This is a genomic window from Gilliamella sp. Choc5-1 (assembly GCF_001690595.1).
GTDB lineage: Bacteria > Pseudomonadota > Gammaproteobacteria > Enterobacterales > Orbaceae > Gilliamella > Gilliamella apicola_M.
Genome location: NZ_LZHH01000011.1, coordinates 1 through 21,126 on the forward strand (window position 1 = coordinate 1; position 21,126 = coordinate 21,126).

Annotated in this window: 20 protein-coding genes and 1 pseudogene; 10 read left to right on the forward strand and 11 right to left on the reverse strand. The window is 36.6% G+C overall.

Annotation, left to right across the window (positions count from 1 at the left end; translation table 11 throughout):
* The 10 genes and pseudogenes from fliI to fliR all read left to right on the forward strand — a co-directional run.
* Positions 1-653 (forward strand): annotated as a pseudogene (gene fliI / locus A9G35_RS00710) (flagellum-specific ATP synthase FliI); the annotation flags it as partial.
* A 12-nt stretch (positions 654-665) separates the two neighbouring features.
* Entirely contained in the window at positions 666-1,127 is a 462-nt protein-coding gene (fliJ, locus tag A9G35_RS00715) for a flagellar export protein FliJ (RefSeq protein WP_081300074.1), read from the forward strand.
* Positions 1,117-2,292 (forward strand): flagellar hook-length control protein FliK, encoded by a 1,176-nt coding sequence (locus A9G35_RS00720; protein ID WP_065635277.1) that lies wholly within the window; start codon positions 1,117-1,119, stop codon positions 2,290-2,292. The genes fliJ and A9G35_RS00720 overlap by 11 nt, the downstream gene beginning before the upstream one ends.
* 180 nt (positions 2,293-2,472) lie before the next feature.
* Positions 2,473-2,943, forward strand: coding sequence for a flagellar basal body-associated FliL family protein (locus A9G35_RS00725; protein ID WP_065635278.1), 471 nt, complete (start codon positions 2,473-2,475; stop codon positions 2,941-2,943).
* A 5-nt stretch (positions 2,944-2,948) separates the two neighbouring features.
* Positions 2,949-4,007 (forward strand): flagellar motor switch protein FliM, encoded by a 1,059-nt coding sequence (gene fliM, locus A9G35_RS00730; RefSeq protein WP_081300075.1) that lies wholly within the window; start codon positions 2,949-2,951, stop codon positions 4,005-4,007.
* The gene (gene fliN, locus A9G35_RS00735) at positions 4,000-4,380 is read left to right on the forward strand and encodes a flagellar motor switch protein FliN (protein WP_065635279.1); all 381 of its coding nucleotides are present in this window, start codon (positions 4,000-4,002) and stop codon (positions 4,378-4,380) included. The genes fliM and fliN overlap by 8 nt, the downstream gene beginning before the upstream one ends.
* Entirely contained in the window at positions 4,380-4,811 is a 432-nt protein-coding gene (gene fliO, locus A9G35_RS00740) for a flagellar biosynthetic protein FliO (protein ID WP_065635280.1), read from the forward strand. The genes fliN and fliO overlap by 1 nt, the downstream gene beginning before the upstream one ends.
* A 6-nt stretch (positions 4,812-4,817) precedes the next feature.
* Positions 4,818-5,555: a flagellar type III secretion system pore protein FliP gene (gene fliP / locus A9G35_RS00745; RefSeq protein ID WP_065635281.1), complete on the forward strand. Its 738-nt coding sequence runs from the start codon at positions 4,818-4,820 to the stop codon at positions 5,553-5,555.
* Positions 5,556-5,563: 8 nt separating this feature from the next.
* Positions 5,564-5,833 carry a flagellar biosynthesis protein FliQ gene (gene fliQ / locus A9G35_RS00750; RefSeq protein WP_065635282.1) on the forward strand — a complete coding sequence of 90 codons (270 nt, stop codon included), beginning with the start codon at positions 5,564-5,566 and terminating at the stop codon, positions 5,831-5,833.
* 5 nt (positions 5,834-5,838) lie between these two features.
* Positions 5,839-6,633, forward strand: coding sequence for a flagellar biosynthetic protein FliR (gene fliR, locus A9G35_RS00755; protein ID WP_065635283.1), 795 nt, complete (start codon positions 5,839-5,841; stop codon positions 6,631-6,633).
* Positions 6,634-6,795: 162 nt separating this feature from the next.
* On the opposite strand, the gene A9G35_RS00760 is transcribed toward fliR, so the two are convergent.
* From A9G35_RS00760 to parC, 11 genes are all read right to left on the reverse strand, one after another.
* Positions 6,796-7,131, reverse strand: coding sequence for a zinc ribbon domain-containing protein YjdM (locus A9G35_RS00760; RefSeq protein ID WP_065635284.1), 336 nt, complete (start codon positions 7,129-7,131; stop codon positions 6,796-6,798).
* 226 nt (positions 7,132-7,357) lie between these two features.
* Positions 7,358-8,320, reverse strand: coding sequence for an aldo/keto reductase (locus A9G35_RS00765; protein ID WP_065635285.1), 963 nt, complete (start codon positions 8,318-8,320; stop codon positions 7,358-7,360).
* Between the two features lie 302 nt (positions 8,321-8,622).
* Entirely contained in the window at positions 8,623-9,807 is a 1,185-nt protein-coding gene (gene tuf, locus A9G35_RS00770; protein ID WP_065635286.1) for an elongation factor Tu, read from the reverse strand.
* Positions 9,808-9,876: 69 nt separating this feature from the next.
* Positions 9,877-11,979 (reverse strand): elongation factor G, encoded by a 2,103-nt coding sequence (gene fusA, locus A9G35_RS00775; protein ID WP_065607909.1) that lies wholly within the window; start codon positions 11,977-11,979, stop codon positions 9,877-9,879.
* Between the two features lie 113 nt (positions 11,980-12,092).
* The gene (gene rpsG, locus A9G35_RS00780) at positions 12,093-12,563 is read right to left on the reverse strand and encodes a 30S ribosomal protein S7 (protein WP_034915550.1); all 471 of its coding nucleotides are present in this window, start codon (positions 12,561-12,563) and stop codon (positions 12,093-12,095) included.
* A gap of 99 nt (positions 12,564-12,662) precedes the next feature.
* Entirely contained in the window at positions 12,663-13,037 is a 375-nt protein-coding gene (rpsL, locus tag A9G35_RS00785; protein ID WP_034883792.1) for a 30S ribosomal protein S12, read from the reverse strand.
* Between the two features lie 308 nt (positions 13,038-13,345).
* On the reverse strand, positions 13,346-14,656 hold the full coding sequence (locus A9G35_RS00790) for an NCS2 family permease (protein ID WP_065635287.1): 1,311 nt from the start codon (positions 14,654-14,656) through the stop codon (positions 13,346-13,348).
* 200 nt (positions 14,657-14,856) lie between these two features.
* Positions 14,857-16,431, reverse strand: coding sequence for a TerC family protein (locus tag A9G35_RS00795; protein ID WP_034913350.1), 1,575 nt, complete (start codon positions 16,429-16,431; stop codon positions 14,857-14,859).
* Positions 16,432-16,573: 142 nt separating this feature from the next.
* Positions 16,574-18,016, reverse strand: a complete 1,443-nt coding sequence (locus tag A9G35_RS00800) for a TrkH family potassium uptake protein (protein ID WP_065610854.1) — start codon at positions 18,014-18,016, stop codon at positions 16,574-16,576.
* 14 nt (positions 18,017-18,030) lie between these two features.
* The gene (gene djlA, locus A9G35_RS00805) at positions 18,031-18,876 is read right to left on the reverse strand and encodes a co-chaperone DjlA (protein WP_034913354.1); all 846 of its coding nucleotides are present in this window, start codon (positions 18,874-18,876) and stop codon (positions 18,031-18,033) included.
* 1 nt (position 18,877) lies between these two features.
* Positions 18,878-21,106: a DNA topoisomerase IV subunit A gene (parC, locus tag A9G35_RS00810; protein ID WP_065635288.1), complete on the reverse strand. Its 2,229-nt coding sequence runs from the start codon at positions 21,104-21,106 to the stop codon at positions 18,878-18,880.
* Positions 21,107-21,126: the final 20 nt, after the last annotated feature.

Below are 21,126 nucleotides of genomic sequence, written 5' to 3' on the forward strand. Positions count from 1 at the left end.
CCTTATTGCGCTTACAAGGTGCGGCCTATGCCACTAAAATTGCTGAAAGTTTTCGTGATCAAGGATTTAACGTTTTATTGATTATGGACTCATTAACACGTTATGCCATGGCACAACGTGAAATTGCCTTAGCCATTGGCGAGCCTCCTGCGACTAAAGGATATCCACCTTCAGTATTTGCAAAATTACCCGCACTAGTTGAAAGAGCTGGTAATGACGAAAGCGGTAAAGGCGCAATTACTGCCTTTTATACAGTATTAACTGAAGGTGATGATCAACAAGATCCCATTGCTGATTCTGCGCGAGCAATTTTAGATGGGCATATTGTCTTATCTCGAGCACTTGCCGAATCAGGGCACTATCCAGCTATTGATATTGAAGCCTCAATTAGCCGAGTTATGACCGACCTAACTGCACCGGAAGACGAAAAAAAATCACGATTATTTAAGCAACTTTTTTCAAGCTTTCAACGAAACCGTGATTTAATTAATGTTGGTGCTTATGTAGCAGGTACCGATCCCTTATTAGACAAAGCAATAACGCTATATCCTGCAATGCAAAAATTTTTACAACAAGGTATTTACGAACACTGTAGTTATCAAGATGCCTATCAACAATTGGCGGACATTGTGGCACCGCAATTAACTGGTTAGGAGTAGTGTGCTGTGAATAAACATTCATCAAAAATAGCTTTTACTACATTAAAAAAACTGGCACAAAAGTCGGTCGACGATAATTTAATGAAGCTAAAAAAAGCGAATGAAAATCAACAAAATGCACAATCACAACTTAATGTTTTAACGGATTATTATGTTGAATATCAACAAAAATTAAATAATGCCTTATCTGAGGGGATAAAAGGCAATGAGTTAAACAACTTTACATTATTTATTGCCTCTATTGAGCAAGGAATTGAGCAACAAAAAAAATTGTTGTTATCGTTAAATATCAAACAAAAGCAAATTATAAAAAACCTTAATCAATCACAAAAAAATGTAAATACTTATACCACATTACTAAGCAAACAGCATAACCAATATTTACGACAGCAAAATCGTTTACAACAAAAACTGACAGATGAATTTGCACAATTACAATTAGCAAGGAGAATATTAAATGAATATTAATCTGATTAATGATTTAAACCTTACCGCTTCTCGTCAATCAGAACTTGTTGAAACCGATGGTATGGCTAACGATAATGATAGTTTTCAGCAATTATTGCAACTTAGCGAAAACCAAATAGAGCAAGATAAGCAACTATTTAATACTAAACTAAATGGCAAAGATGAAACACATGAAGATAATGACAACGATGCCAACATGTCTTTTATTGCCATTTATCCTTTTAATAACGCACCACAAGAGCAAATGCATTGTGCATTGCTTGATGTAGCACAACATAGTGATATTGAGATTGATCAAAGTTTATCAATGACGGCTAACGTAAATACTAATTTATTAGGTGATTTATCGACCGATACAACAAATGAGCAGGCAACGAAGTTGCTTTCTTCTATTTATGGTAGTGAAAACTTAATTAATAAGACAAACTCACAAATCGATGTCATGTCATTAGCGGATGATAAAAAAGAGGTAAAGTTAGGACATACTCGTAAGCAAGCTACAAACATTAAAGGTGAGATTAAAGTTAATATAAATCAAACAAAAAACAAGAAAAATGCGAGTGATATTAATCAAAGAATAGACAATTTCCAAGCTCAACTTACAACTAACAATCACGGTCAAGATATGACTGGACATCACAATAAAGAACTTTTGTTAACACCTAATACAAATGGGCAGAGTTCGTTATTATCGCCAGCAAGTACTACGGTAAAGCCAGCGACAATAAACCTATCAACGCAAGTTAACAGCGAACAATGGAAAACTTCTTTAACTGAGCAAATTGTGATGTTTAATCGCCAAAATCTTAAAACTGCCGAAATTAAACTACAGCCTAAAGAATTAGGATCTTTGCACATTAAACTTGAAATAAATGACGATAAAATGAACCTGCATATGATGGCGGCACATCAAGTTGTTAAGGGGATGTTAGAATCAGCATTACCTTTTTTAAAAACCTCACTAGAACATCAAGGTATTACACTTGAACAGGCCAATATTGGTGACTTTTCGATGATGAATGATTCACAGCAATCGGCCATGCATCAGTCTAAAAAAAATAGCCAATCACAAAGAGAAATATCACTTGATACGACAGATGATAATATTGAGCCAATACTTTTTGAAAATCGCTCATTAAACTCAGCAATCAGCGTTCTTGCTTAAAGATTAAAAGCATTATTTATTAGACAATTTATCAAGCACAATAGATTAAAGCGCTTAAATAGGTGATATTTTATTGCCTATTCTTCAAATCGATTTTAAAAATATGATTTATTATTCTTGTCGCTATAGACACTAAATGAATTGTAGATCCTTTAAAATATTATAGAGACAAGAATAAATATGCCGACAACCAAAAAGAAATTAAGTATTTTAAATTTATTTCTTATTCTTATTACACTGTTAGCAGTAGGCACTGCAGCTTATTTGTGGTTTCAAAAAGGTTCACACAGCAGCACAATTAAAGAGCCAGAAGAGCCTGAAGTCACATCGCCTGTATTTTTAACATTAAAGCCATTTACTATTTCAGTGCCTGTTTCGGAAGAACATATCGATATCAATAAAATGCTTTATTTCGGTATTGTCTTAAGAGTGGCGAATGAAAACCAAAAAACAGTGTTATTAGATTATTTACCTGAAGTAAGAAGTGATGTATTGCTTTTAACTTCAAAACAATATGTTAATAATCTAAAACAAGAAAAAGGAAAAATCGATTTACAAGAGCAGATAAAAATTGCCTTATCTCGACAATATGATGCAAAACATCTTGTTAAAATTGATGAAGTGCTATTTACTGATTTTATTATACGGTGATTAACATGTCTGATAAGCATGAATCAATAAGCCTTGATGAGCATAACAACGAAGAGCAAACCTTAGATTCTTCATTAACAAATGAAGAAAGTTCAGAGAGTAATTCAAAGGTTGACGCTTCATTTAATTTACCCACATTGGATAAAGCTCCCGATGTAAGACCTTATGATCTATCTGTCAAACATCGCTTTATTCCTGAACGCTTAACAGCGTTAGAAATCATTAATGAACGTTTTGCTCGGCAATTTCGAATTGGCTTATTTAACCGATTACGTCGTAATACTGATGTAATTGCTTCGCCTATAGAGCCGCTTACATTCAAAGAGTTTTCTGAAATTTCGCCAGCAACTTATTTAAACCTAGTCCATCTTAATCCTTTAAGAGGCGCAAGCTTATTTTCATTTTCGCCCGAATTGGTTTTTATTATTGTTGATTCCTTATTTGGTGGCGATGGGCATACGACTGAAATCGAAACAGAAGGGCGAGAATTTACGCACACTGAACAGCAAATTATTAAAAAAGTTTTAGAATTAGCATTAGTGATTTACCAAAATTCATGGACAGATGTTTATTCGATCGAAACCGAATATGTTCGCTCTGAAATACAAAGTAAATTCACCAATATCACCAATTCGCCTGATGATATTGTATTAATAAGCAACTTTAAAGTTGAAGTCGGTCATAGTAAAGCAACTTTTTGTGTTTGCATTCCTTATTCAATGGTTGAACCTATCAAAGAGCTACTTATTAAACCACCGATTGAGCAACAAACTTACCAAGATGATAATGTTTGGATGAGCTCGTTAACTAGCGGAATCAAACAATCTGCGGTCGAATTAGTTGCTAATTTTGCTACTATCAATACATCTGTAGCTAAATTATTAGCCTTAAAGACTGATGATGTTTTAATGATCGAAAAACCCACAAGTCTTGATGTCACCGTAGGAGGCGTCCCTATCTTAACGGGAAATTATGGCAAAATGAATAAACAATATGCAATTCAAGTTGAACAGGTCATTAACCCTGTATTAGAGCAATTGAATGAAGGAGTTTTTAATGACTGATATCAAACAAAATAGTGATGACAAACAACCCACTAATCTAGCTAGCGACGAACTCAATGCTAAAGACGCTATTTTTGAAACACTATCGCCACAACAAGCAGAAGATAAAAAAAATGATATCAATTTGATCCTTGATATTCCTGTAAATTTAAGTGTTGAATTAGGCAGAACCAAAATGGCTATTAAAGATCTCTTAAATCTAACCCAAGGATCGGTCATAGCTTTAGATGGTCAAATAGGTGAGCCATTAGATATATTAATTAACGGTTACTTAATTGCGCAAGGTGAAATTGTTGTTGTGGGTGATAACTACGGTGTACGCATTACCGACATTATTACTCCAGCAGAACGAGTAAGAAGATTGAGCCGCTAATGACAAGCAAACAATCCCATTTAGAACAACCAACTGTTGGTACAACAAGTACCTTATTGGCGCCGTCTTCTGAATTAAATATCTATACCGAAGTAGGATCATCAATGGGGCTAATGCTAATTGTGGTCATTGGTTTTATTTTATTATGTGGATGGCTAGCTAAACGAATGGGCTGGAAAAAAAAATCCCACCAATGGTTAGATATCAAAGCGACCTACAACATTACTCCGAAAGAACGCATTATAATGGTTCATGTTGATAACCAATTATTAGTGGTTGGAGTTACGTCACAACAAATGACACTACTTCACACTGTTGATGAACAACGCACTCAAACGCTACTTAAACAAAATGTGACAGGTAAAAACTCGGCTCAAAGTAATGCATTTCAACAAATATTACAAGCTGCGTTGAAAACCAAAAAGGAGTAACAACAAGTGCGATCAAATTTAACTCTTTTGCTAAGCTTATTGTTATTTAGTCTACCAAGTTATGCGGAAACATCAGCACTATCTGCTATAGCTCAACCACTCAGTAGTGGGCAAGGTTGGGCATTACCTGTTGAAACATTAGTATTTTTAAGCATACTCACTTTTATCCCTATCATATTACTATTGATGACCAGCTTTACACGCATCATTATTGTACTAGGGTTATTACGCAATGCGCTTGGCACACAATCGGCACCACCCAATCAACTTATTTTGGGAATTGCACTTTTTATGACTTTTTTTATTATGTCACCAGTAGTTGATAAAATTTATGAAGAGGCTTATGTACCTTATTCGCAAAATCAAATCACTATGCAAGAAGGCTTAACTAAAGCAGCCAAACCATTACAACAATTTATGTTAGCCCAAACTCGAGAAAACGACCTAGCACTATTTGTCAACATGTCTCACACCAATAACATTCAAACCCGTGACGATATTTCATTAAGAGTGCTTGTTCCTGCTTTTGTGGTAAGTGAATTAAAAACGGCATTTCAAATTGGCTTTACTGTTTTTATTCCTTTCTTAGTGATTGACCTTGTAGTTGCTAGCACACTTATGGCATTAGGTATGATGATGGTACCACCGGCAACTGTGTCTCTACCGTTTAAATTAATGTTATTTGTCTTGGCTGATGGATGGCATCTATTGCTAGGATCGTTAGCGCAAAGCTTTTTTAGTTGAGTCTCACCATGTCACCAGAATATATAAGCACCTTAGCAATACAAGCAGTAAAAGTTGCTGCATCACTTGCAGGGCCAATATTGCTCGCTGCTTTAATTACAGGGCTTATTATTAGCTTATTGCAAGCAGCAACACAAATTAACGAAATGACATTATCGTTTATACCTAAAATTATTGCCGTCGTTGTAGTATTAACCCTATGGGGACCAACCATGTTATCAACCATGATTGACTATTTACAAACAGTCATTACTGACATACCTAATTTAACGCATTAAATATAATGGATTTTGATAGTAATACTTTATTTAATATTGATTTCTTTTCTTTTGTGCAAAATAGTTTTTTCCCTTTTGTGCGTATATTAGCGTTAATTACGACTGCGCCTATTTTTGGTGAAAAAGAGATCCCAAACCGTGTCAAAATAAGCCTAGCTTTACTTATTACCATTTTACTACCGCTACCAAATCTTGAGAACAGCATCAAAATATACTCTTTGATGGGAGTTATGATCACAGCTCAACAAGTCATGATTGGCGTACTAATTGGCTTTACTATGCAATTGGCATTTATGGTCATGAGGTTTGCTGGTGAATTGATTGGTATGCAAATGGGGCTAGGGATGGCAACTTTTTTTGACCCAATCGGTGGGCCATCGACATCGGTATTATCACGCCTAATAAACCTTATTTCGTTATTAACGTTTTTGAATCTTGATGGACATTTATGGCTACTATATGGCATATCAAACAGTTTTGACATTATTCCTATTGGACTAATTCCATTACAGGAAAATGGTTATTTGGTACTGATCGAAATTAGCAAATTACTATTTATTAACGGTATTATGCTAGCGCTTCCCCTAATGACCTTACTGCTAATTGTCAATATATCACTAGGGCTACTTAACCGAATGACACCACAATTATCAATCTTTGTTGTCGGCTACCCTGCAACGCTATTATTAGGATTATGTATGCTCACTTACCTAATGACAACATTACCAGCATTTGTAGAATTTGTTTTTGAACAAATGTTTGAAAGAATTTCGAACGTATTGTGGTATTTAAGATGGTGATGCTTATAACGTATTGAATTAAAAAAACAAAATAAAAAACTCAATAAAATCAATACGTTTACTGACCGATTTTTTAGCAATAAATCGCATTAAGCCATTATGTTAAAAAAACTTTGTCAATACTGATAGGCCAGCATTGACAAAGTATTTAGCTTGTTTCTATTAAGCCTTTTTAACAAAGCAGGCTTTTAGCATAATTTTCATACCATCAACTTTACAATCAATTTCGTGATCGCCTTCGACTAAACGAATGCCTTTCGCTTTAGCGCCTTTTTTAAGTACCGTTGACGATCCTTTTAATTTAAGATCTTTAGTCAAAATAATATCATCACCATCGGCAAGTAAGTTACCATTACTATCTTTGACTTGTAATCCATCGTCAGAAGCTGCAACTTCGTTTGGATCCCATTCATGCGCACATTCAGGACAAACATAAAAAGTACCATCGTGATAGGTGTGTTCAGACTGGCAAACAGGGCAATTAGGTATAGATTCCATGGGTTATAATTTTTCCAAATTAAATAAAATGACGCTTACTATAGCAAAAAACGTTGTTAAGTCATAGCATTCAGCACTAAGTTTATATTAGGTATTTTTATACATCGTTACTATCTGAATAGTTATTATTTAAAATAACTAAAAATAACTCATAAAAATTATTTATTTTATTAGTATTTTTAGATGGTTGTTTTTATAAAAAACAACCATCTTTCTTATTTATTAATCAAATCGCCCCAACAATACGATGCGGTATATACGGCTCTTGTAAATAAGCAATATCATCTTCCGATAACGAAACCTTAATAGCCTCAACTGCATCATCAAGATATTTAGTTTTAGTCGCTCCAATAATTGGTGCAGTCACTCCTTTAGCAAATTGCCACGCTAGTGCTATTTGTGTCATGGTTACCCCATATTTTTCGGCAAGTTCATTAACCCTTTGTACAATGCTGGTATCGGCTTTTTGCGTGCTGTCATATTTAGACTTGGCGACTTGGTCGGTTTGGCTGCGTAAGGTGTCGGCTTGCCACTCTAAACGAGCAAGTCTGCCTGCGGCTAAAGGGCTATAGGGTGTTAAAGAGACATTAAATTGTTGGCAGATAGGAATAAGCTCACGTTCGTCTTCACGATATAGTAAATTGTAGTGATTTTGCATCGAAACAAAAGGTGTCCAGCCATTTTGTTTGGCGACAAGTTGTATGTTATGAAATTGGTACCCATACATAGCCGATGCTCCTAACGCACGGACTTTTCCTGCTTTGACTAGGTTGTGTAGTGCTTGCATTGTTTCTTCAATTGGTGTTGTGTAGTCAAAGCGGTGGATAATGTATAAATCGACATAGTCAGTGCCAAGTCGTTTAAGCGACCCATCGATTTCCCTTTCAATTGCGGTTTTTGATAGGTGTCCTTCGTTAAAATAGACTTTTGTTGCTAAGACGACTTTGTCACGGGCGATATTTTTTTTGATGGCTCGACCTAAATATTCTTCGCTAGTTCCTGCTGAATAAGTATTTGCGGTATCAATAAAATTAATGCCTAAATCGAGTGCATGTTTAATGATGGCTTCGCTTTCATCAGCATTAAGGGTCCATGCGTGCATTTTGCTAGCTAGATCACCAAAACTCATACAGCCTAAACAAAAACGAGATACTTGAATATCAGAATTACCAAGTTGTACATATTCCATAAAACCCTCTCTTTTTTAAAAATTAGTTGAGTAAATGCAATACTTTCATTGTAATACACACTATTTATAGCACTATTTTAATTGTTGTATTATTTAAGATAAATGCGGTATTTCTTTATAGTATCATGAATTAAATTCACGAATAATAAACTTATGCCTAGTTTTAGGGATAAAAGGAAAATATTAAATGATGATTATGTCGATAATGGTTATGGGGAAAGTGGATTTTATGTGGCAAATATGTTTTGGGTTATAAAATAAAAAAGGTGCACAAAAGCACCTTTTTTATTGTAGCAAGTCGATTACTTGATAACTTTAGCAACCACACCAGCACCAACAGTACGACCACCTTCACGAATCGCAAAACGTAAACCTTCTGCCATCGCGATTGGGTGAATTAATGATACTGTCATTTTGATGTTATCACCAGGCATTACCATTTCTACGCCTTCTGGTAATTCGATAGTACCAGTTACGTCAGTTGTACGGAAGTAGAACTGTGGACGGTAACCTTTGAAGAATGGAGTGTGACGACCACCTTCATCTTTACTTAAGATATACACTTCTGATTCGAAATCAGTATGTGGAGTAATTGAACCTGGTTTTGCAAGTACTTGACCACGTTCGATTTCTTCACGTTTTGTACCACGAAGTAATACACCAACGTTTTCACCAGCACGACCTTCGTCAAGTAATTTACGGAACATTTCAACACCAGTACAAGTTGTTTTTGTAGTTGGTTTGATACCAACAATTTCAACTTCTTCACCAACTTTGATTACACCGCGTTCAACACGACCAGTTACTACTGTACCACGTCCTGAAATTGAGAATACGTCTTCAATTGGTAATAGGAATGGTTTGTCGATATCACGCTCTGGTTCTGGAATGTAGCTATCTAATGCTTCTGCTAATTCAACAATTTTGTCTTCCCATGCTGCTTCGCCTTCTAACGCTTTAAGCGCTGAACCACGAATTACTGGAGTGTCATCACCTGGGAAATCGTATTGAGATAGAAGTTCACGTACTTCCATTTCAACTAATTCTAATAACTCTTCGTCATCAACCATATCACATTTGTTTAAAAATACGATGATGTAAGGAACACCAACTTGACGACCTAAAAGGATGTGCTCACGAGTTTGTGGCATAGGACCATCTGTTGCTGCTACTACTAAGATAGCACCGTCCATTTGTGCCGCACCAGTGATCATGTTTTTAACATAGTCAGCATGGCCTGGGCAGTCTACGTGCGCGTAGTGGCGAGTAGGAGTATCGTATTCAACGTGTGAAGTGTTGATGGTGATACCACGTGCTTTTTCTTCTGGTGCGTTATCGATTTGATCGAATGCACGAGCTTGACCACCAAATTTTTTAGCAAGTACAGAAGTAATTGCAGCAGTTAAAGTTGTTTTACCATGGTCAACGTGGCCGATTGTACCAACGTTAACGTGGGGTTTTGTACGTTCAAATTTTTCTTTAGACATCTTAATGTTCCTTTATTAAATCGCTTCCCTTATGTTGTTAAGGGAAGCGTTACTTTATTTAGATAAAAATTATTTCGCTTTACGAGCTTCAATAATTGCGGTTGCAATATTTGTTGGCGCTTCATTGTACTTCAAGAACTCCATAGAGTAAGAAGCACGACCTTGTGTTTGTGAACGAAGGTCTGTCGCATAACCAAACATTTCTGAAAGTGGAACTTGTGCTTTAACTGTTTTACCAGTTGCAGTATCATCCATTCCTTCGATCATACCTCGACGGCGATTTAAATCACCGATAACATCACCCATATAATCTTCTGGAGTTTCGACTTCTACTTTCATAATTGGTTCTAAAAGCACAGGTTTAGCTTTCATGAAGCCGTCTTTAAATGCCATTGAACCAGCAATTTTAAATGCCATTTCTGATGAGTCAACATCATGGTAAGAACCATCAAAGATAGTAACTTCAACATCAACGATTGGGTAACCAGCAAGAACACCATTTTTCATTTGTTCTTGACAGCCTTTGTCAACTGCAGGGATGTATTCTTTAGGAACCACACCACCAACAATTTCATTGTTGAATTTGTAGCCTTCGCCACCAGCCTCTAATGGTTTTATTTTTAACCACACATGACCGTACTGACCACGACCACCAGACTGACGAACAAATTTACCTTCTTGTTCTACTTCATTGCGAATTGTTTCACGGTAAGCAACTTGTGGTTTACCGACATTTGCTTCCACTTTAAATTCACGTTTCATACGATCAACGATAATTTCTAAGTGAAGCTCACCCATACCAGAAATAATAGTTTGACCTGATTCTTCATCAGTGTGAACACGGAATGAAGGGTCTTCTTGAGCAAGTCTACCTAAAGCAAGCCCCATTTTTTCTTGGTCAGCTTTAGTTTTTGGTTCAACAGCAACCGAAATTACGGGTTCTGGGAATTCCATTCTTTCAAGAATAATTGGTGCGCTTTCAGCACAAAGAGTATCACCTGTTGTGACATCTTTAAGACCAATTGCAGCAGCAATATCGCCCGCACGAACTTCTTTAATTTCTTCACGTTTGTTAGCATGCATCTGAACGATACGACCAAAACGTTCTTTTTTATCTTTTACAGAGTTAAGAACAGTATCACCAGAGTTAACAACACCAGAGTAAACACGGAAAAATGTTAAGTTACCAACAAATGGGTCTGTTGCAATTTTGAACGCTAAAGATGAGAATGGTTCATCATCACTTGAGTGACGTTCAGCAGCTTCACCATTTGGTAATTCACCTTTGATTGCAGGTACATCAGTTGGTGCTGGTAAATACTCAATAACCGCATCAAGCATGAATTGTACCCCTTTGTTTTTAAAGGCACTACCACAAGTTACTAAGATGATTTCGTTGGCAAGTACGCGCTCACGCAATGCCGCTTTTACTTCTTGTTCAGTTAACTCTTCACCGCCAAGGTATTTTTCCATTAACTCTTCACTTGCTTCAGCTGCAGTTTCTATTAAGAAAGAACGCCATTCTTCAACTTGGTCAACCATGTCCGCTGGCACATCTTCATAAGTAAACGTTACACCTTGATCAGCATCATTCCAGTTAATTGCTTTACGTTTAAGTAAATCAACAACACCAGTAAATCCTTCTTCAGCACCGATTGGTAAAACTAAAGGAACTGGAACTGCTGCTAAACGAGTTTTAATTTGATCAACAACACGTAAGAAGTTGGCTCCCATACGGTCCATTTTGTTGACAAATGCAATACGTGGAACTTTATATTTGTTTGCTTGACGCCATACAGTTTCTGATTGAGGTTGAACACCGCCAACCGCACAGTAAACCATTACTGCACCATCAAGAACACGCATGGAACGTTCAACTTCGATTGTAAAGTCAACGTGTCCTGGTGTGTCGATGATGTTGATACGGTGTGGTTCAAATTGTTGTCCCATACCTGACCAGAATGCTGTTGTTGCCGCAGATGTGATAGTAATACCACGTTCTTGTTCTTGTTCCATCCAGTCCATGGTAGCTGCGCCATCATGAACTTCACCAATTTTGTGACTAACACCAGTATAAAACAAAATACGTTCAGTCGTTGTTGTTTTACCTGCGTCAATATGTGCACTGATACCGATGTTACGGTAGCGTGCTATAGGGGTTGTACGAGCCATATTAATCCTCTGTTTAGAATCGTTTGCTTAATAAAACATCATTTTGGTGACTGATAGCAGATAAGGGCTATCAGTCCTAATTCAAGTCACTTATACAACTATAAGAGAGAATATTACCAACGATAGTGTGCAAACGCTCTATTAGCTTCAGCCATACGATGAACATCTTCGCGTTTTTTCACAGCGGTACCTTTGTTTTCAAAAGCATCCATAAGTTCATTCGCTAGGCGTAAAGCCATTGATTTATCGCCACGTTTACGTGCAGCATCTACAATCCAACGCATTGCAAGTGCATTACGACGAACTGGACGCACTTCAACAGGAACTTGGTATGTAGAACCACCAACACGACGTGACTTAACTTCTACAGTTGGTCTTACGTTATCTAATGCAACTTCAAAAGCTGCTAAGTGGTCTTTTCCACTACGCTCAGCTAATTTATCAAGAGCTGAATATACGATTGATTCTGCGATAGATTTTTTACCATCTATCATTAAAATATTTACAAATTTCGCCAGTAACTCTGAACCGAACTTCGGATCAGGAAGAATTTTTCTTTGACCGACAACATGACGACGTGGCATTGGAATACTCCGTTTATATGTTATAAATTTTCAGGTTTACCCAAAACTCAAATGAGTTAAATGGAATTATATAGTTTGGCCTTACTTAACGGAGTTCCATTAAGCTTTAGGTCGTTTAACACCGTATTTAGAACGGCTTTGTTTGCGATCTTTAACACCTGCGCAGTCTAATGCACCGCGAACAGTGTGGTAACGAACACCTGGTAAGTCTTTAACACGACCACCACGGATTAAAATTACGCTATGCTCTTGTAGATTGTGACCTTCACCACCGATATAAGAAGTAACTTCAAAACCGTTAGTTAAACGTACACGACATACTTTACGTAATGCTGAGTTTGGTTTTTTCGGTGTAGTTGTGTAAACACGAGTACAAACACCGCGTTTTTGCGGGCATGCTTCAAGGGCAGGAACGTTGCTTTTTGCTTCCTTTAGTGCTCTTGGTTTGCGTACCAGCTGATTAATTGTTGCCATTAATAAGCTCCTGATTAATTAAAATAAATTTAAAATTGCTTTTTAGATACGTAATTAATAACTGTAGACCAAAACCTATGTGTATAAGTTTTGGGTCGCAAGATTCTAGACCCCAGGGGAGATAATGTCAAGTTTTTGCGATCAATAAGTTCTTGATCTTGGTGTTAATTATTTATCGAAGGCGGTCGCTATTTTAATAGAAAGACACTAGATTTTAATTTTTATAATTAGGTACTGAGTATAGCACAATAAGTGCGTTAGGTATTTAGAAAAATTTCCCCATCGTAAGTAACGATAGGGAGTCATTTTTATTGATGATCAATAAAAATAAATTTTAAAGCAAATAGTAAAGCAAAAATTATTACACAAAGATTTAATTGTTTAAATTTGCCAGTAAAGGTTTTTAACACTACATAAGAGATAAAACCTAGTGCAACCCCTTCAGTAATTGCAAAGGCAAATGGCATCATAATTGCTGTAATAAAAGCGGGTGTTGCCTCTGTTAAGTCAGACCAGTTAACTTTAACTAGGCTGGAAACCATTAAGATCCCAACAAAGATAAGTGCGCCTGATGTTGCATAGGTAGGTACTAAATGTGCCAGTGGCGAGAAAAAGGCTACCAATAAGAATAATAGTCCAACTACTACTGCGGTTAATCCTGTTCGACCGCCCACAGAGATACCTGCGGAACTTTCAATATAAGTTAACACTGATGATGTACCAAATAATCCACCCAAAGAGGAGCTAAAACTATCAATTAACAGCGCTTGACGCATTTTGGGGAATCGACCTTTTTCGTCACTAATTCCTGCTTTATCTGTTAGTGCTAAAATAGTGCCTGATGAGTCGAATAAGCTGACAATCATTATTGAAAAAATAACGCCCATGATACCGATATTAAGCGAACCTGCTAAATCTACATGACCAACAACACTAGTTACACTTGGTGGCATAGATATAATACCTTGGTAAGTGATATTTGGATCGAGCCATAGTGCTAATAAAGTTACAACTAAAATTGAAATTAATACTGCTGCATGAAAGTTACGAGCCGCTAAAATAACAATGATAAAAAAACCTAGTGATCCTAATAGGACTTTAAGCGATAAGATATTCCCCATAGTTAATAGTGTGGAAGGAGAAGCGACTACAATGCCCATATTTTGAAATCCCATAAAAGCAATAAATAGTCCAATACCTGCACTAATACCTACACGCAAACATTGTGGAATATGTTCAATTAACCAGTGACGAACTTTAAATAGTGATAACGCAAAAAAGATTAAAGAACCCCAAAATATCGCTCCCATACCAATTTGCCAAGAATAGCCCATTGCCCCACATATGCCATAGGCAAAAAAGACGTTAAGCCCCATGGCAGGTGCTAATGCAATTGGTAAATTGGCAAATAGCCCCATTAAAATGGTAGCAAAGGCTGTTACGATACAAGTTAGAACAAAAACAGCAGAAGTATCCATACCTGTTGCTGATAAGATGGAAGGATTCACGAAGATGATATAAACCATTGTTAAAAAGGTAGTACAACCAGCGATAATTTCAGTACCGATAGTTGTTTTTTTCTCTTTCAATTGAAAGGTTTTTTCGAATATTGACTTCATAAGTTTAGGCCTAATTTAAATTGATAAGTAAGAGTAAAAGTTTATAAACAGTTTTACCTATTTTTTTACTAAAGGGGAAAAATAAAAAAGATGAGGAGTATTTACTCCGCACCTTCAAATAAACAAAAATTTTTCAGCGTCAATTATTGCTAGTTATTTATTTTGGTCAAGCGTTATTCTAGTTATTTCTCTTTGCTGTATTATAATGCTACAGAATCAGGTTTATTTAACGTGATTTTTACTTTAAGAATTCTATGACTTTCTATTTCAGCTACTTCAAATAAATAATCGCCAATTTGCAAGGTTTCACCAACATTGAGTAAATGTTGAGCTTTTTCCATTAATAGCCCCGCTAGGGTATGATATTCACGTTTATCATCGATCGGTATTGGTACAAAACGGACTAGCTCTTCAACTGGAATATAACCATTAGCAATCCAGCTATTATCATCTAGACATTGAATATCATGTTTAGCATCAATTTCCTCTTCTTCTGTTGGAAAATCACCAGCAATGGTTTCGATAATATCTGTTACCGAGACAACCCCTTGCATTGAACCAAATTCATCAACCACAAAAGCAAAATGAGTTTTGGCCTTTTTAAATTGTTCTAATGCAACCAGTAACGATACAGTTTCTGGAAAGATTAAAGGTTGTTTGATTAGTGAGTGTATATCGATCGGTGCTTTGCTTTGTAGTACATCTTTTAAAAGGTCATTAACTTGGATAATGCCTAAAGGCTCATCAATTGAGTCATTATCAGTGACAACTAAACGAGAATGAGGATTATCAAAGATTTCTTTTATTATAACATCACGATCGTCATTAATATTGACCATATCAACATCAAGTCGAGATGTCATAATGCTACTGACCGAACGCTGTGCAAGTCCAAGTACTCGTTCAACCATGCTGAGTTCTTGATGATTAAACACTGATACTTTTTTATTAGCATCAGATACGATATCAATATTATGAGTATCGGGATCTTCCTCAGCATCACCTTTTAGTAGATGTAAAATAGCTTCGGCAGTACGTTCTCGTAACGGTTTTTTATTTAATGCTTTACGGCGATTTAGTATGGCTAATTGATTAAAAAATTCAATCATGATTGAGAAACCGATCGCCGCATATAAGTAACCTTTTGGGATAATAAAATCAAAACCTTCGGCAACAAGACTAAATCCTATCATTAATAAGAAGCTCAAACATAGGATCACAATGGTTGGATGGGCGTTGACAAAATTAGCCAATGGTTTGCTTGCAACCATCATAATACCTATTGCTATACAAACGGCAATAATCATCACTGGGATATGTTCGACCATTCCAACAGCTGTAATAACTGAATCAAGCGAGAACACTGCATCAAGTACAACTATTTGAGCAACGACAGTCCAGAAGTGGGATGTCTTTTTAGGTTTACCATCTTCATTTGATGTGCCTTCAAGGCGTTCATTGAGCTCCATGGTAGCTTTAAATAGCAAGAATATACCACCAATTAGCATAATTAGTTGTCGGGCATTAAAACTGATCTCGGATATCGAAAATAGCGGTGTAGTGAGTGTGACTAACCAACCCGTAAACATTAATAATAAAATTCGAGTGATTAATGCAAAAGCAAGACCGGTAACGCGGGCTTTATCTCGTTGTTGGGGTGGAAGTTTCTCGGCAAGAATGGCTATAAAAACAATGTTATCAATACCAAGGACGATTTCAAGTACAACCAGAGTGGATAAGCCAATCCAGATTGTAGGATCCATGATCCATTCCATATGTCAGGTGATTACCTCTAATAAATACAGCACATGCTGCGTTGTAATTCTGTCTGTAATTGAGCAAATAATCAATAAAATATTTATAAAAATTGCATATCCTGTTAAAAACTTTCAGGTAACTATGTGTTTCAGTATAAATTTAGCTTTTCCAAAATGTTGGTGTGAATAAAACTAGTAAGGTAAATATTTCTAATCGCCCAAATAACATGTCAACCACCATTACCCATTTTACTATATCACTGACACTAGCAAAATTATCACTTACACTACCAAGACCAACCCCTAAATTGTTAAGTGATGATGCTACTATGTAAAAAGAGTCAGTGGCATCAATGCCTGTTGCCATAATAATAAATAAGCTAACTAAAAAGACCAACGTATATGCAGAAAAGAATCCCCAAATCGCTTCGATTATGCGTTCAGAAACCACGCGATTATTTAATTTTAAAGTATAAATAGCGTTAGGATGAATAAGGCGCTTTAGTTCACGTGAGCCTTGCATAAACAAAATTAACACACGAACCACTTTTAAACCGCCACCCGTTGATCCCGCACAACCACCAATAAATGAAGCGCACAATAAAAAGATTGGTAATGATGATGGCCATGTGTTGATATCATCGACACTAAAGCCTGCTGTTGATGATATGGATACCACTTGTAAGATAATTTTATCAATGCTCAGGCGGTGTGGTTTATAGAAATAAATAACAATTGTGCAGATAGCAACTAGTATCAGTAGAATAAATATAAATATTCTGAACTCTTGATCACGCCAGTACTCTTTAATCGAAAAGCCACTTAGTGCGGCAAAATGGAGCGCAAAATTACAGCCGGATAAAATCAAAAAGAGGGTGACGATGTAATTGATTACTGGACTGTTAAAATAGGCTAAATTATCATCATGGGTTGAAAACCCTCCCATTGATATCGTGGAGAAACTATGTGACACAGCATCAAATACATTCATACCAGCCAGCCAGAGACAAATAGCACAAAGCGTTGTTAGCAAAATATAAATTGACCAAAGTGTTTTAGCTGTTTCAGCAATACGTGGACGCATTTTACTGTCTTTTTGCGGACCGGGAATTTCGGCACGATAAAGTTGCATTCCCCCTACCCCCAGTAATGGTAAAATAGCAACAGCTAGCACGATAATCCCCATTCCTCCAAGCCATTGCAATAATTGGCGATAGAAAAGTAAAGCTTTAGGTAGATGATCTAACTTAACAATTGTGGTGGCACCAGTTGTGGTTAGGCTTGAAAATGATTCAAAAAATGCAGTATTTAAATTTAAATTAATATGTGTATCAAAAATAAAAGGAAAAGCGCCAATTGATCCTAGAACAACCCAAAATAGTACGACGATAAAAAAGCCTTCGCGTGTGCTCAGCTCGTGGCGATGATTACGATTAGGAAACCATAGTGCAATTCCTAAAATTAAGGCAACAAAAAAAGAGCGAACAAAAATTGCACCAGCCCCATCGCGATAGATTAATGCAACAAGTGCTGGTAATAACATGAATATCGATAATAGGGATACTAATAAACCGATAATTCGTAAAATTGATCGCCAATGCATCATGATGATAGTCTCTACTTAAATCCACGTGATGCTTTGATAAGATCATAGGCCGCTTGAATCTCTTGTGCACGTTTTTTGGCGGCTTCAAGCATCTCTTTCGGTAAGCCTTTCGATACTAACTTATCAGGATGATGCTCATTCATTAATTTACGATAAGCTCTTTTTATTTCTGAGATTTCAGCTGTAGCTGCAACACCTAAAATTTTGTAAGCATTTTGTAGGTCGGATTGTGGTGAGCGACCTTGATAATTTCCATAATTATTACTGCGTTGGTATTGGCCTCGTTGTCCGTGTTGGTTACTATAGCCATTTTGACGGAAGTGATAACTTCCCATCATCATTTGGATATATATTGCCATTTGTTGACGTGGAATATTAAATTCTTCAGCCACAATAAATAAAATTTGTTGTTCTTTTTCGTCTAAAACGCCATCAACTAATGCGGCTTGGATCAATTGCTCACAAAAAATATTTAACACATTACGTCGAAAACGATATTGTGCGTATAGCTCAGCCAAACGAGATCTTAATGGGTAGTCACTTGCTTTACCATTATTAAATGAATCTTGTGCTAGTTTTCGGCCGTTTCGGTCAAGTTGTAATCTATCCATAAATTGGCTGGCAAGATTAATATCATCTTGTGTGACGACCCCTTTAGCTTTACTTAAGTGACCTAGAACTTCAAAAACAACAGTTAAATAAAGTGTTGGATTTGCTTGTGTTCTTTGTTCGGTCAATTTATTACAAAACGTGCGGTAAAGCATTGGTCCAACAAAAAGCCCAAGAATAAATCCCCATCCTGTTTTTAATACAGTGCTCAAAACAAAGCCTGCAATTATTGCCCAGATAAAAGACATATTATTCGTTCACCTCTATTTTATCTATCTTTTGTAAACCTCTTGGTAACGGTGTACCTTTTCGTGCTCGCTCTGCCTTAAATTTTTGTAAATCAGCAGGATATAATGTAAGTTTGCGTTTACCAACATATAACGTTATTGAAGTGTCTTGTGTAATTAATAGAGTATAAGCAAGGCAGTCATCAGCACCTGAAAGTGATACTATTTTATTTCCTTTACCTTTAGCAAGTTCAGGTAAATCTTTTACAGGAAATATGAGCATTCGGCCTGCTTTGGTGATTGATAGTAGTAAACTATCTTCAGATGTGATTTCAATTGGTGGTAATATTTTAGATTCTTTAGGCAAATTAATAATTGCTTTACCATTACGATTGCGAGCAATCAAATCACTAAATTGACCAATAAATCCATAACCAGCACTTGAAGCAAGTAATAATTTTTGATCATCATTTTGAGACATGAGCACATGTTCAACTGTTGCACCAGCGGGTAGTGCTAATTTACCAGTTAATGGTTCGCCTTGACTTCGTGCTGATGGTAACGTGTTTGGTTCTATAGCATAACTACGTCCCGTTGAATCGATGAAAATAACAGGTTGATTACTTTTGCCTTTGGCGGCAGCTTTAAAACTATCACCAGATTTATAACTTAAACCAGCAGGATCAATATCATGACCTTTTGCTGTTCTTACCCAACCCATTTCAGATAAAACGACAGTAACAGGTTCAGATGGTGTTAACTCTTGTTCACTAATAGCTTTAGCTTCACTGCGCTCAACAATTGGAGAACGACGGTCATCACCATATTTTTCAGCATCCTCTTTTAGCTCTTTTTTAATTAAATTACTCAATTTTTTAGGCGAAGCTAACAAAGCTTGCAGATGATCACGCTCTTTTGCAAGCTCACTTTGTTCGCCTTTAATGCGCATCTCTTCAAGTTTGGCTAAGTGGCGAAGTTTTAACTCTAAAATCGCTTCGGCTTGAATTTCAGTTAAAGCAAAACGATTAATTAATTCTTGTTTAGGTTCATCTTCGTGACGAATAATTTCGATGACTTCATCGATATTTAAAAAAGCAATTAATAAGCCATCGAGAATATGGAGTCTTTTTAATATTTTATCTAAACGGTAATTTAAACGTCGAGTGACGGTATTTTTTCGATACTCTAACCATTCAGTAAGAATTTCAACTAAGCCTTTTACTGATGGGCGATTATCAAGCCCAATCATATTCATATTAACCCGATAACTTTTTTCGAGATCGGTTGTGGCAAATAGATGATTCATCACTTGCTCTAAATCTACTCGATTTGAACGTGGCACAATGACCAGACGAGTTGGATTTTCGTGATCAGACTCATCACGTAAATCTTCAATTAAAGGTAGTTTTTTGGCTCGCATCTGAGAAGCTATTTGTTCTAAGATTTTAGCACCCGAAACTTGATGAGGCAGATCTGTAATTACAATATCACCTTCTTCTTTCTTCCAAACAGCACGCATACGGATTGAACCACGCCCCGTTTTATAGATTTTCGCTATGTCTTCTGGTGAAGTAATAATTTCAGCTTCTGTTGGGAAATCGGGGCCTTGTATGTGAGCCATTACTTCGTTGAGCGTCGCATTGGGGTTATCAGCAAGCATAATTGCCGCATTCGCGACTTCACGAAGGTTATGAGGCGGTATATCAGTTGCCATGCCGACCGCGATACCTGTTGTACCATTTAATAAAATGTTGGGTAATCTAGCCGGTAACATTTTAGGTTCTTGTAAAGTACCATCAAAGTTAGGCGTATAATCAACCGTTCCTTGTCCTAGTTCACCTAATAGTAGTTCGGCATATTTTGACAAACGTGATTCTGTGTAACGCATAGCGGCGAATGATTTAGGATCATCAGGTGCCCCCCAGTTACCTTGCCCATCAACTAATGGATAGCGATATGAAAATGGTTGTGCCATGAGCACCATCGCTTCATAACAGGCACTATCACCATGAGGATGATATTTACCAAGCACATCCCCGACGGTACGTGCAGATTTTTTAAATTTGGCTTGTGCGTTAAGTCCTAATTCAGACATAGCATAAACAATGCGTCGCTGCACTGGTTTTAAGCCATCTCCAATAAATGGCAATGCACGATCCATAATGACGTACATTGAGTAGTTTAAATAGGCGCTTTCGGTAAAAGTGCGTAACGACTGGATTTCTACTCCGTCATGAGTTATCTCACTCATTATTGTTCCTCTAAATCATT

Excerpts from the sequence above, each read along its gene's own strand:
- A9G35_RS00720 (WP_065635277.1), top strand. The coding sequence starts at position 1,117 with ATGAATATTAATCTGATTAATGATTTAAACCTTACCGCTTCTCGTCAA.
- A9G35_RS00725 (WP_065635278.1), top strand. The coding sequence starts at position 2,473 with ATGCCGACAACCAAAAAGAAATTAAGTATTTTAAATTTATTTCTTATT.
- fliM (WP_081300075.1), top strand. The coding sequence starts at position 2,949 with ATGTCTGATAAGCATGAATCAATAAGCCTTGATGAGCATAACAACGAA.
- fliN (WP_065635279.1), top strand. The coding sequence starts at position 4,000 with ATGACTGATATCAAACAAAATAGTGATGACAAACAACCCACTAATCTA.
- fliO (WP_065635280.1), top strand. The coding sequence starts at position 4,380 with ATGACAAGCAAACAATCCCATTTAGAACAACCAACTGTTGGTACAACA.
- fliQ (WP_065635282.1), top strand. The coding sequence starts at position 5,564 with ATGTCACCAGAATATATAAGCACCTTAGCAATACAAGCAGTAAAAGTT.
- fliR (WP_065635283.1), top strand. The coding sequence starts at position 5,839 with ATGGATTTTGATAGTAATACTTTATTTAATATTGATTTCTTTTCTTTT.
- A9G35_RS00760 (WP_065635284.1), bottom strand. The coding sequence starts at position 7,131 with ATGGAATCTATACCTAATTGCCCTGTTTGCCAGTCTGAACACACCTAT.
- A9G35_RS00765 (WP_065635285.1), bottom strand. The coding sequence starts at position 8,320 with ATGGAATATGTACAACTTGGTAATTCTGATATTCAAGTATCTCGTTTT.
- tuf (WP_065635286.1), bottom strand. The coding sequence starts at position 9,807 with ATGTCTAAAGAAAAATTTGAACGTACAAAACCCCACGTTAACGTTGGT.
- fusA (WP_065607909.1), bottom strand. The coding sequence starts at position 11,979 with ATGGCTCGTACAACCCCTATAGCACGCTACCGTAACATCGGTATCAGT.
- rpsG (WP_034915550.1), bottom strand. The coding sequence starts at position 12,563 with ATGCCACGTCGTCATGTTGTCGGTCAAAGAAAAATTCTTCCTGATCCG.
- rpsL (WP_034883792.1), bottom strand. The coding sequence starts at position 13,037 with ATGGCAACAATTAATCAGCTGGTACGCAAACCAAGAGCACTAAAGGAA.
- A9G35_RS00790 (WP_065635287.1), bottom strand. The coding sequence starts at position 14,656 with ATGAAGTCAATATTCGAAAAAACCTTTCAATTGAAAGAGAAAAAAACA.
- A9G35_RS00795 (WP_034913350.1), bottom strand. The coding sequence starts at position 16,431 with ATGGAATGGATCATGGATCCTACAATCTGGATTGGCTTATCCACTCTG.
- A9G35_RS00800 (WP_065610854.1), bottom strand. The coding sequence starts at position 18,016 with ATGCATTGGCGATCAATTTTACGAATTATCGGTTTATTAGTATCCCTA.
- djlA (WP_034913354.1), bottom strand. The coding sequence starts at position 18,876 with ATGTCTTTTATCTGGGCAATAATTGCAGGCTTTGTTTTGAGCACTGTA.
- parC (WP_065635288.1), bottom strand. The coding sequence starts at position 21,106 with ATGAGTGAGATAACTCATGACGGAGTAGAAATCCAGTCGTTACGCACT.